Source organism: Pseudokineococcus marinus (assembly GCF_013004605.1).
GTDB classification, from domain to species: domain Bacteria; phylum Actinomycetota; class Actinomycetes; order Actinomycetales; family Quadrisphaeraceae; genus Pseudokineococcus; species Pseudokineococcus marinus.
The window spans coordinates 1-14,118 of sequence record NZ_JABEMA010000050.1; the positions used below are offsets into that span (position 1 = coordinate 1).

Annotated in this window: 16 protein-coding genes and 1 riboswitch; of the genes, 11 read left to right on the forward strand and 5 right to left on the reverse strand. The window is 77.5% G+C overall.

Annotated features, from left to right (window positions below; all coding sequences use genetic code 11):
* The 9 genes from HLB09_RS05485 to gcvP form a co-directional block, all read left to right on the forward strand.
* A partial coding sequence (locus tag HLB09_RS05485) for a DUF881 domain-containing protein (protein ID WP_171202400.1) occupies window positions 1-528 on the forward strand: 528 nt, incomplete at its 5' end.
* Complete coding sequence (locus HLB09_RS05490; protein WP_171202401.1) at window positions 525-857, forward strand: small basic family protein; 333 nt, start codon at window positions 525-527, stop codon at window positions 855-857. The genes HLB09_RS05485 and HLB09_RS05490, both read left to right, overlap by 4 nt.
* A 74-nt stretch (window positions 858-931) precedes the next feature.
* Entirely contained in the window at window positions 932-1,744 is an 813-nt protein-coding gene (locus HLB09_RS05495; RefSeq protein ID WP_171202402.1) for a DUF881 domain-containing protein, read from the forward strand.
* Window positions 1,745-1,844: 100 nt separating this feature from the next.
* Window positions 1,845-2,246 carry a glycine cleavage system protein GcvH gene (gcvH, locus tag HLB09_RS05500; RefSeq protein WP_171202403.1) on the forward strand — a complete coding sequence of 134 codons (402 nt, stop codon included), beginning with the start codon at window positions 1,845-1,847 and terminating at the stop codon, window positions 2,244-2,246.
* 141 nt (window positions 2,247-2,387) lie between these two features.
* Complete coding sequence (locus HLB09_RS05505) at window positions 2,388-2,921, forward strand: FHA domain-containing protein (RefSeq protein ID WP_171202404.1); 534 nt, start codon at window positions 2,388-2,390, stop codon at window positions 2,919-2,921.
* A 74-nt stretch (window positions 2,922-2,995) separates the two neighbouring features.
* Window positions 2,996-3,679 carry a transcriptional regulator FtsR gene (gene ftsR / locus HLB09_RS05510; RefSeq protein ID WP_171202405.1) on the forward strand — a complete coding sequence of 228 codons (684 nt, stop codon included), beginning with the start codon at window positions 2,996-2,998 and terminating at the stop codon, window positions 3,677-3,679.
* Between the two features lie 131 nt (window positions 3,680-3,810).
* Window positions 3,811-4,332, forward strand: coding sequence for a bifunctional nuclease family protein (locus HLB09_RS05515; RefSeq protein ID WP_171202406.1), 522 nt, complete (start codon window positions 3,811-3,813; stop codon window positions 4,330-4,332).
* Window positions 4,333-4,441: 109 nt separating this feature from the next.
* Window positions 4,442-5,053 carry a MerR family transcriptional regulator gene (locus tag HLB09_RS05520; protein WP_171202407.1) on the forward strand — a complete coding sequence of 204 codons (612 nt, stop codon included), beginning with the start codon at window positions 4,442-4,444 and terminating at the stop codon, window positions 5,051-5,053.
* A gap of 27 nt (window positions 5,054-5,080) precedes the next feature.
* A riboswitch (glycine riboswitch) is annotated at window positions 5,081-5,202 on the forward strand.
* A gap of 88 nt (window positions 5,203-5,290) precedes the next feature.
* Window positions 5,291-8,248 carry an aminomethyl-transferring glycine dehydrogenase gene (gene gcvP, locus HLB09_RS05525; protein ID WP_171202408.1) on the forward strand — a complete coding sequence of 986 codons (2,958 nt, stop codon included), beginning with the start codon at window positions 5,291-5,293 and terminating at the stop codon, window positions 8,246-8,248.
* A gap of 97 nt (window positions 8,249-8,345) precedes the next feature.
* Here the strand turns inward: gcvP and HLB09_RS05530 are convergent, their stop codons facing one another.
* From HLB09_RS05530 to sigK, 5 genes are all read right to left on the reverse strand, one after another.
* Window positions 8,346-9,125: a hypothetical protein gene (locus HLB09_RS05530; protein WP_171202409.1), complete on the reverse strand. Its 780-nt coding sequence runs from the start codon at window positions 9,123-9,125 to the stop codon at window positions 8,346-8,348.
* Window positions 9,122-10,042, reverse strand: coding sequence for an ATP-binding cassette domain-containing protein (locus HLB09_RS05535; protein ID WP_171202410.1), 921 nt, complete (start codon window positions 10,040-10,042; stop codon window positions 9,122-9,124). Before HLB09_RS05535 ends, HLB09_RS05530 begins: the two co-directional genes overlap by 4 nt.
* Window positions 10,039-10,428: a GntR family transcriptional regulator gene (locus HLB09_RS05540; RefSeq protein ID WP_171202411.1), complete on the reverse strand. Its 390-nt coding sequence runs from the start codon at window positions 10,426-10,428 to the stop codon at window positions 10,039-10,041. Before HLB09_RS05540 ends, HLB09_RS05535 begins: the two co-directional genes overlap by 4 nt.
* Window positions 10,429-10,559: 131 nt before the next feature.
* Complete coding sequence (locus HLB09_RS05545; RefSeq protein ID WP_171202412.1) at window positions 10,560-11,258, reverse strand: anti-sigma factor; 699 nt, start codon at window positions 11,256-11,258, stop codon at window positions 10,560-10,562.
* Window positions 11,258-11,869, reverse strand: coding sequence for an ECF RNA polymerase sigma factor SigK (sigK, locus tag HLB09_RS05550; protein WP_171202413.1), 612 nt, complete (start codon window positions 11,867-11,869; stop codon window positions 11,258-11,260). The genes HLB09_RS05545 and sigK overlap by 1 nt, the downstream gene beginning before the upstream one ends.
* Window positions 11,870-12,226: 357 nt before the next feature.
* On the opposite strand from sigK, the gene HLB09_RS05555 reads away from it, so the two are divergent.
* The gene (locus HLB09_RS05555; RefSeq protein ID WP_171202414.1) at window positions 12,227-13,423 is read left to right on the forward strand and encodes a metallophosphoesterase family protein; all 1,197 of its coding nucleotides are present in this window, start codon (window positions 12,227-12,229) and stop codon (window positions 13,421-13,423) included.
* Window positions 13,420-14,118, forward strand: a 699-nt coding sequence (locus HLB09_RS05560; RefSeq protein ID WP_171202415.1) for an AAA family ATPase, incomplete at its 3' end; no start/stop codon positions are given. The genes HLB09_RS05555 and HLB09_RS05560, both read left to right, overlap by 4 nt.

Sequence of the window (14,118 nt, forward strand, 5' to 3'; positions counted from 1 at the left end):
CTCGGGCCCGAGGCCTCGCAGGGCGGCGAGCGGGCGGAGCAGCTCGGCGCGGCGACCGGTGCCGTCGCCGTCACGGGCCCGGGCCTGCGCGTCGTCGTCGACGACGCGCCCGACGCCCGCGCCGACGCCTCCGGCTCCCCCCGCACGGACGCCCAGGCCGACCTCGGCCGGGTCCGCGACCGGGACCTGCAGGTCGTCGTCAACGGTCTGTGGTCGGCGGGCGCCGAGGCCGTGGCCGTCGGCGGGCAGCGCCTCACCGCCCGCACGGCCGTGCGCGGGGCCGGGGAGGCCGTCCTCGTCGGCTACCAGCCCCTCGCGCCGCCCTACGAGGTGGAGGCCGTCGGGGACCCGGACGCGCTGGCCACCGGCTTCGCCCGCTCGGCGGGCGGCCGGTACGCCGCCGGGCTCGCCGACTACGGCATCACCGTGCGGGTGGACGAGGTCGACGAGCTGCACCTGCCGGCCGCCGCGGGCCTGCGCCCGGAGGCGGCGCGCGTCCTCGACGCCGACGGGGGGAGCCCGCCGTGATCGCCGTCCTCGGCCTCGTCGTGGGGGTCGTCCTCGGGCTCGTGCTGCAGCCGACCGTCCCCTCGCTCGTCCAGCCCTACCTGCCCATCGCCGTCGTCGCGGCCCTCGACGCCGTCTTCGGCGGCCTGCGGGCGGTGCTCGACGGCGTCTTCGACGACCGCGTCTTCGTCGTCTCCTTCCTCTCCAACGTCGTCGTCGCCGCGCTCGTCGTCTACCTCGGGGACCAGCTCGGCGTCGGCGCCCAGCTGTCGACCGGAGTCGTCGTCGTCCTCGGCATCCGCATCTTCTCCAACGCGGCCGCGATCCGGCGGCACCTCTTCCGGGCATGAGCGCGCCCGAGGAGGGGCCCGGACCGCGCCCCGAGCACGGACGGCACGCGGGCCCGGGCCCGGGGGAGGACCCGGTGGGGGGCCCCGCGGGGGAGCCGGACCGGGACCAGGGCCCGCCGGCGCCGCCCTCGGCCCGTCTCGTGCGCCGGCGCCTGGCGTCCGCGCTGCGCCCGCGGGCCACGCGCGGCCAGGTGCTCGCCGGGCTCCTCTGCGCCGCGCTGGGCTTCGCACTGGTGGTCCAGCTGCAGGCGACCCAGGAGAGCGGCCTGGCGCAGCTGCGCGAGGCCGACCTCGTCCGCGCCGTGGACGACCTGGGGGAGCAGCGGCAGCGGCTGCAGGGCGAGCTCACCGAGCTGCGCGACACCCAGCGGTCCCTGCAGGCGGAGGGCGACCAGCGCGCCGAGGCGCTGCGGTCCCAGCAGGCCGCGGAGGACGCCCAGCGGCTCCTGGCCGGCACCGCCCCGGCGGTGGGCCCGGGCGTCACCGTCAGCGTCGTCGACCCGGACGGCGGCGTCAGCGCCGTGCGGCTGCTCGGCACGGTGCAGGAGCTGCGCGACGCCGGCGCCGAGGTCCTCTCGGTGGGTGACGCGCGCGTCGTCGCGCGGACGGACTTCACCGACACCGCCCGCGGCGTCGAGGTGGGCGGGACGCTCGTCACCTCGCCCTTCACCATCCGCGCCATCGGCGACCCGGTCCGCCTCGAGGCGACCATCGGCATCCCCGGGGGGGTGCTCGACCTCCTCGAGAGCGAGGGCGCCACCGTCCTCGTGCAGCGCCGCGACGAGGTCCGCATCACGGCCACCGCGCCCGAGCCCGCGCCCGGGCTGGCCCGCCCCGACGACGAGGCCGGCGACGAGGGGTCGAGCGGGGACGCCGGCGACGGCTGACGCGCAGCCCGCCCGGTCGGCGCCGGCCCGTGCCGCGGGGGCGCGGGGGCTGGCATGATCGGCGGCGCCGACCGTCCGACCCAGGAACACCAGGAGCACCGTGGCCGACGACAGCACCGCCGGGACGCCCGAGGGGCTCCGCTACACCGCCGAGCACGAGTGGGTGACCGCGCCGGGGCCCGACGGGGCGGTGCGCATCGGCATCACGGCCTTCGCGCAGGAGGCGCTGGGCGACGTCGTCTTCGTCCAGCTCCCCGACGAGGGGGCCGCCGTCGAGGCCGGCGACAGCATCGGCGAGGTCGAGTCGACGAAGAGCGTCAGCGAGGTCTACGCGCCCCTGTCGGGGGTCGTGCGCGCGGTCAACCCCGCCCTCGAGGCCACCCCGGAGCTCGTCAACAGCGACCCGTACGGCGAGGGCTGGATGTTCGAGCTCGAGGGGGTCGACCCGGCCGCCGTGGACGCCCTCCTCGACGCTGACGGCTACCGGGCCACCACCTCCTAGGGCACCCCGCACGACGAGGCCGGGCGGCGCCCGCGAGGAGGGCCGCCGTCGAGCACCCGGCTGGGCGACCCCAGTAATCTTCCCCCGACCGGAGCGGGTCGGGAGGCGCGACGGACGACCCGTCGAGGGAGGGCGGCACCGATGAGCACGCAGGACGAGGGCGCGCGCGACGCGCGCGAGGAGGCCCCCCGCGGGAGCGGGCCGGCCGACACGACGTCGAGCCACGCGCTCCCCGACGTCGAGGCGGCCGCCCGCGGCGCGGGGCGCGACGACGAGGCGCAGGCCGAGGACGCCGCCTCGCCGCTGTCCACCGACGAGCAGAGCGCCGTCGCGGCGCTGCCGCCGGGGTCGGCGCTGCTCGTGGTGCAGCGCGGGCCCAACCAGGGCGCCCGCTTCCTCCTGGACGCCGTCCGCACGACCGCGGGGCGCAACCCGCAGAGCGACATCTTCCTCGACGACGTCACCGTGTCCCGCCGTCACGCCGAGCTGGTCCGGGACGGCACGGGCGCCGGCGCCCGCTTCCGGGTGCGCGACGCCGGCAGCCTCAACGGCACCTACGTCAACCGCGTGCGGGTCGACGAGGTCGAGCTGTCCGCGGGCGACGAGGTCCAGGTGGGCAAGTACCGGCTCGTCTTCCACCCCTCCGCGACGGGTCCCGAGGGGGAGGGCGCGTGAGCGCACCGGCCCCCCGGGCGGGCGGGCCCGCCCGCTCGGCGCGCCCGGACCCCGCGGTGCGAGCGGGTCGCCTGATGAGCATCGGCGAGGTCCTCGGCGAGCTCGTCGGCGACTTCCCGGAGATCTCGCACTCGAAGATCCGCTTCCTCGAGGAGCGGGGCCTCGTCGAGCCGCAGCGCACCGCGGCGGGGTACCGCAAGTTCCGGGCCGCGGACGTCGAGCGGCTCCGGCTCGTCCTCGAGCTCCAGCGCGACCGGTACATGCCCCTCAAGGCCATCGCCGAGCACCTCGACGCGCTCGACCGCGGCCTGCAGCCCCCCTCGCCCGCCGGGCCGCCCCCGCTCGCGCCGCGCGCCGTCGCCGACCCCGAGCCGGCCCGGCTCGAGGCGTCGCCGCGCCTGCGCCTGCGGCGCTCGGAGCTGCGGGAGGCCGCGGGCGTCGACGAGCAGCTGCTGGCCGACCTCGAGGGGTACGGGCTCGTGGCGGCCGAGGACGGGCACTTCGGCGCCGACGACCTGGAGGTCGCGACGGCGGCCGGAGAGCTCGCCGCCTTCGGCATCGAGGCCCGCCACCTGCGCGCCTTCCGCACCGCCGCCGAGCGCGAGCTCGGCCTCGTGGAGCAGGTCGTCGTGCCGCTGCGCCGCCACCCCGGCCCCGGGGCGTCGGCGCGCGCGGCGGACGCCGCCTCCGAGCTCGCCGCGCTGTGCCTGCGGCTGCACACGGCGCTCGTGCGCGGGGGCCTCGGCCGCCTCACCTGAGGTCGCCGGGCGCCCGCGCCCGTGAGGCGCCCAGGTGCGCGCGCGGGTGGTGCGGGCAGCCCGCCGCAGGTGGTGCCGGTCGCGCTGGTCCCACCCCGCCGCCGGCCCGGCGGCGGGCTACCGTGGCTCTCGTGCGCGAGCTCGAGGTCGTCGGAGTCCGGGTCGAGATGCCGTCCAACCAGCCGATCGTCCTCCTGCGGGAGACGGGCGGGGAGCGGTACCTGCCCATCTGGATCGGGGCCCCCGAGGCGAGCGCCATCGCCTTCGCCCAGCAGGGCGTCGTGCCGCCCCGGCCCCTCACGCACGACCTGCTCAAGGACGTCATCGGGGCCCTGGGCCGCGAGCTCGAGCAGGTCCGCATCGTCGCCGTGCGCGACAACGTCTTCTTCGCCGAGCTCGTCCTGTCCGGCGGCGTCGTCGTCAGCGCCCGCTCGTCCGACGCCATCGCGCTGGCGCTGCGCGCCGGGTGCTCCATCCTCGGCGCCGACGAGGTGCTCGAGACGAGCGCCGTCGGGGTCCCCGAGGAGGAGGGGGAGGCGGAGGACGAGGTCGAGCGCTTCCGCGAGTTCCTCGACCAGGTGAGCGCCGAGGACTTCGAGCAGCCCGAGGAGGGGCCGGGCGACACGCCGGGCCAGACGGGCCCCGGTCGTTGACCCGGCCGGAGGGCCTGCGTACGTTCCCCACCGAGAGGACGTCCGCGGCGGGCCACGCGCCCCGGTGCTCGAGCCCCGAGCATCCGGCCCCGCGCCGCAGGACCCCGCGATGGAGGCCGGTGTGAGCACCACGGGTGATGCGAGCGGAGCGGCCCCGCGCCGTCCCGCACCCCGGGCGGCGCAGGGCGTCCTGTTCTCCGAGGACCTGCCCGTGCTCGACGAGGAGGTCGGGTACCGCGGGGTCACGGCCTGCCGCGCCGCGGGCATCACCTACCGCCAGCTGGACTACTGGGCGCGCACCGGCCTCGTCGAGCCGGGTGTGCGGCCCGCCACCGGCTCCGGGACCCAGCGCCTCTACGGCTTCCGCGACATCCTCGTGCTCAAGGTCGTCAAGCGACTGCTCGACACCGGCGTCTCGCTGCAGCAGATCCGGGCCGCGGTGGCGACCCTGCGCGAGCGGGGCGTCGAGGACCTCGCGCAGATCACGCTCATGAGCGACGGTGCCAGCGTCTACGAGTGCACGTCGGCCGACGAGGTCATCGACCTCGTCCAGGGCGGGCAGGGCGTCTTCGGCATCGCCGTCGGCCGCGTGTGGCGCGAGGTCGAGGGCACGCTCGCCGCGCTGCCGGGCGAGCGGGCCGACGACGCCGAGCCCGGCACCCCGGGCGCCGAGCCGCAGGACGAGCTCTCCGCCCGCCGCGCCGCGCGCCGCACCGGCTGACCCCCGGGGTAGCCTGGCCGCGCTGATCGACCCCGCGCGGGAGAGTCCCCGCACCCGGACCCGCGCGCCACCGGCGCCGGCTCCGGGCACGGGGCGCCGAAGGGGCAACCTCCCCGGAACCTCTCAGGCGCCAGGACCGCGCGGGCAGGCATCTCTGGAGCCGACGGCGACAGAGGGGGACCCCGCCGCGGCGGGGACGTCGCCCGCGCTCCCGCGCCGACCCCTCGGAGCCCGTCCATGACCCTGCCCGTGGACCCCCAGCCCGCGGACCACCAGCCCGCGGACCACCAGCCCGCGGACGACCAGCTCGCGGACCTGCGACCGGGCACCTCCGGCGCGGCGCCGTTCGCCGACCGCCACGTCGGCCCCTCGGCCGACGACGTCCGCCGCATGCTGGCCCTCGTGGGGCAGCCGAGCCTCGAGGCGCTCGTCGACGCCGCCGTCCCCGCCGGCATCCGCACGCACCGCCCGCTCGACCTGCCGGCCGCCGGCAGCGAGCGCGAGGTCACCGAGCGGCTCCGCGCCCTCGCCGACCGGAACACGGTGCGGCGCTCGATGATCGGCCTCGGGTACTCGGGCACGGTGCTGCCGCCCGTCATCCGCCGCAACGTCCTCGAGGACCCGTCCTGGTACACGGCCTACACGCCGTACCAGCCGGAGATCAGCCAGGGCCGGCTCGAGGCCCTGCTCAACTTCCAGACGGTCGTGGCCGACCTCACGGGCCTGGCCCTGGCCAACGCCTCGATGCTCGACGAGGCGACCGCCGCCGCCGAGGCGATGACGCTCGTGCGCCGCGCGAGCCGGGCGCCGCGCGACGCCGCCTTCGTCGTCGACGCCGACGTGCTGCCGCAGACGCTCGCCGTCCTGCGCACGCGCGCCGAGGCGATCGGGATGCGCGTCGTCGTCCACGACACGCGCGACGGGCTGCCCGAGGGCGACCTCTTCGGCCTGCTCCTGCAGCAGCCCGGCGCCTCCGGCCTCGTCCGCGACGACGAGGCCCTCGTCCGGGAGGCCCACGACCGCGGGGCGCTCGTCGTCGTGGCCGCCGACCTGCTGGCCCTCACGCTGCTGCGGCCCCCGGGCGAGGTCAGCGCCGACGTGGCCGTCGGCACGAGCCAGCGCTTCGGCGTGCCGATGGGCGGCGGCGGCCCGCACGCGGGGTACATCGCCGTCCGCGAGGGCCTGCAGCGCACGCTGCCGGGACGCCTCGTCGGCGTCAGCAAGGACGCGGACGGCCACCCCGCCTACCGCCTGGCGCTGCAGACGCGCGAGCAGCACATCCGCCGCGAGAAGGCCACGAGCAACATCTGCACCGCGCAGGTGCTCCTCGCCGTCATCGCCTCGATGTACGCCGTCCACCACGGCCCCGACGGGCTGCGGCGGATCGCGCGGACCGTCCACGAGCGCACCCTCGACCTCGGTCGCGCCCTGCGCGCCCGCGGGCTCGAGCTCGTCCACGCGGACGTCTTCGACACCGTGCTCGTGCGCGTGCCCGGGCGCGCCGACGAGGTCGTGGCCGCCGCCCGCGAGGCGGGGTACTGGCTCCGCCGCGTGGACGGCGACGTCGTCGGCCTCACGTGCGACGAGACGACGACGCCCGCGGACGTCGACGCCGTCGTGGCCTGCTTCCCCGCGGGCCCGGAGCCGGTGGGCGGGCCGGAGCTCGGCCTGCCGGCGGCGCTGCACCGCACGAGCGACTACCTCACGCACCCCGTCTTCGCCGTGCACCGCAGCGAGACGGCGATGCTGCGCTACCTCAAGCGCCTCTCGGACGCCGACTACGCGCTCGACCGGGGCATGATCCCGCTGGGCTCGTGCACCATGAAGCTCAACGCGACGGCCGAGATGGAGCCGATCAGCTGGCCCGCCTTCGCCGACGTCCACCCCTTCGCGCCGGCCGAGGACCTCGCCGGCACGCGGGCGCTGGCCGCCGAGCTCGAGTCCCAGCTGGCCGAGGTCACCGGCTACGACGCCGTGAGCCTGCAGCCCAACGCGGGCAGCCAGGGCGAGCTCGCGGGCCTGCTCGCCATCCGGGCCTACCACCGAAGCCGGGGCGACGAGGCGCGCGACGTGTGCCTCATCCCGACGTCCGCGCACGGCACCAACGCCGCCAGCGCCGTCATGGCCGGCCTGCGCGTCGTCACCGTCGCGACGACGGGGACCGGCGACGTCGACCTCGAGGACCTCGACGCGAAGATCGCCCAGCACGGGGAGCGGCTGGCGGCCGTCATGGTCACCTACCCCTCCACCCACGGGGTCTTCGAGGCCGGCATCACCCGCGTCTGCGAGGCGGTCCACGCGGCCGGCGGGCAGGTGTACGTCGACGGCGCCAACCTCAACGCGCTCGTCGGCGTCGCCAAGCCCGGCGAGTTCGGCGCGGACGTCTCGCACCTCAACCTCCACAAGACCTTCTGCATCCCCCACGGGGGCGGCGGTCCCGGCGTCGGCCCCGTGGCGGCGCGCGCGCACCTCGCGCCCTTCCTCCCGGCGGCCGACGTCACCGGCGGGACGAGCGCGGGCACGAGCGACGCGGGCGGCACGGGCCCGGGCGGCGTCGGCCCGGTGTCGGGCGCGCCGCTCGGGTCGGCCGGGATCCTGCCGATCTCCTGGACCTACCTCGCCCTCATGGGCCCCGACGGCCTCCTGCGGGCCACGCAGGCGGCGCTGCTCACGGCCAACTACGTCGCGGCGCGGCTGCGCGAGCACTACCCGGTGCTCTACACCGGCGAGGGCGGCCTCGTGGCCCACGAGTGCATCCTCGACCTGCGCCCCCTGACGGCCGCCACGGGCGTCACCGTGGACGACGTCGCCAAGCGGCTCGTGGACTTCGGCTTCCACGCCCCGACGATGTCGTTCCCCGTCGCGGGCACGCTCATGGTCGAGCCGACCGAGAGCGAGGACCTCGCCGAGCTCGACCGCTTCTGCGACGCGATGGTCGCCATCCGGGCCGAGGTCGCCGAGGTCGAGGAAGGCCGCTGGTCGGTCGAGGACTCGCCGCTGCGGGGGGCGCCGCACACCGCGGCGATGCTCGTGGGGGAGTGGGACCGCCCCTACGACCGCTCCCGCGCGGTGTACCCCGCCGGCGTCACCCCGCAGCGCAAGTACTGGCCGCCGGTGCGGCGCATCGACGGCGCCTACGGCGACCGCAACCTCGTGTGCTCGTGCCCGCCGGTGGAGGAGCTGGCCGGGCTCTGAGCCCGCCGCTCGACCCCCACGCCCGTGGCCCCGCGGGCGTCGACGCGACGCGGCCCCCGTCCCTCCCGGGAAACGGGGCCGCGTCGCTCCCCCGGCGTCAGCGGACGGACGCCCCGCGCAGGGCGACGACCTGGACGGCTGCCCCCGCGGCGGTGACGACGACCGCGGCCACCGCGAGCCACCAGACCCGGAAGGCCCCGGCGAGGTCAGGAGCGGCGGCGACGAGGACCAGCGCCGCGGCGCCCACGAGCAGGCCGAGCGCGGCGCCCGCCGCGCCCGCGGCGCGGGCGCCCCCGCGGAGCCAGACGGCGGCGAAGGCGCCGCCGACGGACATCGCGACGAGCGAGGCGAGCAGCACGGTGACGACGAGGCGTACGGGGTCGCCCCCGCCGAGGGCGGCTCCGCCCAGCAGGTGCAGGCCCGCCCACCAGCCGCCGGTGACGACCTCGACGCCGCGGACGGCCAGCACGGCGACGGCCACCCACGCCGCCACCCGGGCGTGGTGCAGCAGCGTGCCGACGGCGAAGGCGCGCCGCGCCGTCCCGAGCGCCAGCGCGAGCGGGAAGGTGGTGCCCACCGACTGGACCCCGTTGTAGACGAGGTAGCCGACCAGCCAGGGGACGGCCACCTGCGTCCCACGGCCCACCTCGGCCAGCGTGGGGCTGCCCGGCCCCTCGCCGGTGGCCCGCCAGACGACGAGGACGAGCAGGACGGTGAAGACGAGGCCCAGGAGCAGCACGACGAGCGGCGTCGCCCAGGTCTCGAACCGCTTGACGGCCTGCAGCCGGAGCACGGCCAGCACGGGGGACGGGCTGGCGCCGGACCGCCGCGCCGGCCCGAGGGCCCGCGGGGAGGACGAGGGCAGGACGGCGCTCATCGCGAGACCTCCGTGAGACGGTCGGGACGGGGGGTGGCTGCCGGACCGGGGCCGGCGCCGAGGGCGGCGACGAGCTCCTGCAGGCCCGCCCGGCGGACCTGGAGGGCCGGGTCCTCGGCGGCCCGGGCGGACCCTCCCGGCTCCTCGACGACCCGCTCGAGGAAGCCGCCGACCCGCCGGGAGGCCAGGACGCCGACGTCCGCGGTGGCGCGCTCGACGGCCTCGACCGGGCCGAGGACGACGGAGGCGCTGCCCTGCAGGTCCTCCAGCGCGGCGTCGCGGACGAGCCGGCCGCCGTCGAGGACGAGCACGCGGTCGAGGAGGCCCTCGAGCTCGTCGGCGAGGTGGGTGGCGACCAGCACGGTGCGGGGCCGGGCGGCGAGGTCGCGGACGAGGAGGTCGGCGAAGGCCTGCCGGGACGGCGCGTCGAGTCCCAGCGTCGGCTCGTCGAGGACGGTGACGGGCGCCCTGGACGCGAGCCCGACGAGGATCCCGACGGCAGAGGACTGGCCGCGCGACAGCTTGCGCAGCTGGGGCTTCGCGGGGATGCGGAAGACGTCGACGACCTCCTCGGCGAGCTGCGCGTCCCACCCCGCGTGGAAGAGCGGGCCGACCCGCAGCAGGTGGGCCAGGTGGAAGTCGTCCGGGTACCGCTGGTCGTCCCGCACCATGCTGACGAGGCCGGCGGCCGCGGGGTTCTCGAAGGGCCGCTCGCCGTGGACGGCGACCTCGCCGGCGTCGGGGCGGTCGTGGCCGGCGACGACCGCCATGAGCGTGGTCTTGCCGGCCCCGTTGCGACCGAGCAGGCCGCACACGGCACCGGCGGGGAGGTCGAACGAGACGTCCTGCAGGGCCTGCACGCCGCCGAGGCGTCGTCCGACGCCCCGGACGCTGACCGCGGGGTCGGTGGTGGTCATCGGGCTCCTTCCGAGGTGGTGGGCGCGTCGTCGCGCAGCTCCTGCGCGACGAGGGCGACGACGTCGTCGGCGCCGAGGCCCAGGGACCGCGCCTCGGCGACGAGCGGGCGGACGTACGTCGCGGTGAGCTCGCCGCGACGGCGCTCGACGAGACGCGCGCGGGCGCCCTCGCTGACGAACATGCCGAGCCCGCGACGCTTGTGGAGCACCCCCTCGGCGACGAGGAGGGCGAGCCCCTTGCCGACGGTGGCCGGGTTGATGCGGTGGAGCGCGGCGAGCTCGGTGGTCGAGGGCACCTGGGTGCCCTCCGGGAAGGTGCCGACGAGGACGCCGTCGGAGACCTGGCGGGCGATCTGCTGGAAGAGCGGGCTTCCGTCGTCGAGCACGGCACCTCCTTGGTTCGTTACTCGACTAATGAACCAGAGAGGTGGGCGTCCGTCAAGGCGCCGGTGCCGGACGCACGAGACCCCCGTGACCTCGAGGGGTCACGGGGGTCTCGTGCGCACGTCTCGCGGGCTCAGGTGGCGACGGTGGCCAGGATGTCGCTCGTCGGCTGCTCCGACCCGCCGGCGGGCTCCTCGGTGATGGCCAGCACCGCGCCGTCCCGCCAGTCGTCCAGCTGCCCGACGAAGCCGCCGTCCTCCGGCTCGAGGAAGCCCTCGGGCACGGGCACGCCGTCGTCGCCGAGCGACCAGAGCTGGTAGACGCGGCCGGCGGGAGGCGCTGCGACGCCCTGGCCGAGGACGACGTAGTCGCCGTCGACCTCGAGCAGGGCCGCCGTGCCGTCGGCGAAGCCGCCGGCGGCCACGAGGGACGGCGAGCCGTCGTCCTGGCCGAGCACGACGGCGCCGAGGCCGACGCAGCCCGCGAGGAGCACCCCGCACGCGGCGGCGAGGAGGCGGACGGCGCCGCGGCCGCCGCGACGGTCGGCGGCGGCCTCCCGACGGGTCGGGGGCGCGGGGGCGACCTGCTGGGTGCGGCTGACCTCGGCGAGCACCGAGGCGCGCAGGCGCGGGGGAGGGGTCGCGGCGACGGCGACGGCCATGCGCGAGGCGGCCTCGGCGTAGCCGGCGGACTCGGCGGCCGCCTCGGGGTCCTCGCGGAGCAGGCGCTCGACGCGGGCGCGCTCGACGTCGTCCACGGCGTCGAGCGCGTGGGCGGCGAGGAGGTCGCGCACGTCGTCGCGGTCGCCGGTGCGGTGGTCCGTCGCGGCCATCACGCCACCACCCCCATCTCGTCGCGCAGGCGGATGAGCCCGTCGCGCAGGCGCGTCTTCACGGTGCCGAGGGGGATCCCGAGGATCTCCGCGACCTGCCGGTGGGTGTACCCGCCGTAGTAGGCCAGCTCCACCGACTCGCGCTGCAGGTCGGTGAGGACGTCGAGCGAGCGTCGCACCTGCTCGGCCTCGAGGCGGTGCTCGACCTCCTCGGTGACGACGTCGAACGCGCGGTCGGCGTCGCGCGCGGCCACCTTGCCCTCGCGGTCGGTGCTCGCCTGCGCGGAGCGCACGCGGTCCACGGCGCGGCGGTGCGCGATGGTCAGCACCCACCCGCGGGCGCTGCCGCGTGCGGCGTCGTACCTCGGGGCCTGCTTCCAGACCTCCACCATGACCTCCTGGGTGACCTCCTCGGACTGCGCCGGGTCCCGCAGCACCCGGAGCACGACGCCGTGGACGGGACCGGCGACGGCGTCGTACAGGCCCTCGAAGGCCCGCTCGTCGCCCCGCGCCACCCGGCGCAGGAGGTCCCCGACCGGGTCCTCCGGCCGCTCGTCCGCGACCTCGGCGCCCGGTCGGGCGCGGCGGCGCTCGGGACGGAGGAAGGACACCTCGCCCACTCTGCCACCCCTGCCGCCGCCAGGACCGGTGGACGCAGCCAGCGCCCACCGGTCGCGCCTCCCGACCTCGTGCTCGTCCGGTGTTCGCCCCCTCGGCGGCGCGGGATTGGCCGTCCGAGCACCGCCACCCGACCGGGTGACGCCCGCCGGGGCGCGGACCCGGCGCACCGGGTCCGAGCGGGCCGCCCCCCTCCGCCGGCACGGGCACGCCGGCACGGGCGGGCCCGGCGTGGGAGGGGCGGGGCTGTCGGTGCCCGTGGCTAGCGTCGGCGGCGCCGGGCGAGGTGCCCGGCACCCGGGCGCGTCACGGCGGTCGTGACGGCGCGGGGCGCGGAAGGAGGGTGCGGCGTGCGGTTCCTGCACACGGCGGACTGGCAGCTGGGGATGACGCGGCACTACCTCTCCCCGGAGGCGCAGGCGCGCTCCACCGAGGCCCGCTTCGAGGCGGTGCGCTCGCTCGGCCGGGTGGCGCGCGAGCACGGCTGCGCCTTCGTGGTCGTGGCGGGCGACGTCTTCGAGACCAACCACGTGGGCCGCGACGTCGTGGCGCGCGCGTGCGAGGCCCTGGCCGAGGTGCCGGTGCCCGTCCTGCTCCTGCCGGGCAACCACGACCCCCTCGACGCCGGGAGCGTGCTGCGCTCCGAGCTCTTCGCCCGCCTCGCGCCGTCGCACGTGCACGTCCTCGACGGCGAGCCCGTCGACGTCGCCGGCGTGCGGGTCCTGTCGGCGCCGTGGCGCAGCAAGCGGCCCGTCGAGGACCTGGCGGCGCGCGCCTGCGCCGGCCTCGCCCGCGAGGAGGGCGTGCGGCGGGTCCTCGTCGCGCACGGCGCCGTGGAGGACTTCGGCGCCGCGCGCGCGGCCGCGACGATCGACCTCGCCCCGCTCGAGCGGCTCGTGGCCGACGGCGCCCTCGAGGCCGTGTGCCTGGGCGACCGCCACTCGACGACCGACGTCGGGAGCACCGGCCGCGTCTGGTACGCCGGTGCGCCGGAGCCCACCGACCACGACGAGGTCGACCCGGGCAACGTGCTCGTCGTCGACCTCGGCGACGAGCAGCCGCCGCCCGGGGCGCCCGGCGCCGTCGTCACCCGCGTCCCGGTGGGGCGCTGGCGCTTCCGCCGCCACCGCCTCGACCTCAGCACGGACGAGGACGTCGACGCCCTCGAGGAGCTGCTGGCCGGCCTGCCCGACAAGTCGCGCACCGCGCTCAAGCTCAGCGTCGTGGGCTCGCTGTCCGTGGCGCAGAAGGCCCGGGTGGACGCGCTGCTCGAGCACGCGGCCGACCTGCTCGGCGCCCTGCAGGTGTGGGAGCGGCGCAGCGACCTCGTCGTGCGTGCCGACGCCGCGGACCTCGACGCGCTGGGCCTGTCCGGCTTCGCCCGCGAGGCCGCCGAGCGGCTCGCCGTGCGGGCGGGGGCGGCCGTGGCCGCCGACCTCGCGGCGGGCGGGGCCGGCGGCGAGCGGGGGCGGGCGCCCAGCACGCCCGACGCCGTCGCCGCCCAGGACGCCCTGTCGCTGCTGCACCGGCTGGCGGCGGCCGGATGAGGCTGCTGCGCCTGCGCCTGCAGTCCTTCCGCGGCGTCGTCGACCACGAGGTGGTGCTGGCGCCGAGCGGCGTCACGGTCGTCGTCGGCGACAACGAGGTGGGCAAGACGAGCGTCGTCGACGCCCTCGACCTCCTGCTCGACGAGTACGACGACTCCCGCAAGCGCGCGGTGCGCCAGACCCAGCCGGTCGGGCAGGACGTGCCCACCGTCGTGGAGGCCGAGGTCCGGGCCGGCCGCTACCGGTTCACCTACCGCAAGCAGTGGCACCGCCAGCCCTCGACCCGCCTCGTCGTCCACGAGCCGGCGCCCGAGCAGGTGGCCGGGCGCGAGGCCCACGCCCGGGTCCTCGAGATCCTCGGCCAGGAGGTCGACCTGCCGCTGTGGCGGGCGCTGCGGCTGCAGCAGGGCGTGGGGCTGGAGCAGGCCGAGCTCGACGCCCGCTCCTCGCTGGCGCAGGCGCTCGACGTCGGCGTCGCCGAGCAGGTCGGCGGCGAGCGCGAGGAGACGCTCGTCGCCCGCGTCGAGGCCGAGCACCTGCGCTACTTCACGCCCACGGGCGTGCCGCGCCAGGAGGCGCGCCAGCTGCAGGCGGAGGTGGCGGACGCCGCCGCGCGGGCGTCCGGGCTCGAGGCCGCCGTCGCGGAGGTCGACCGGGTCGTGGAGCGGCTCGACCGGGCCCGGGACGACGCCGGG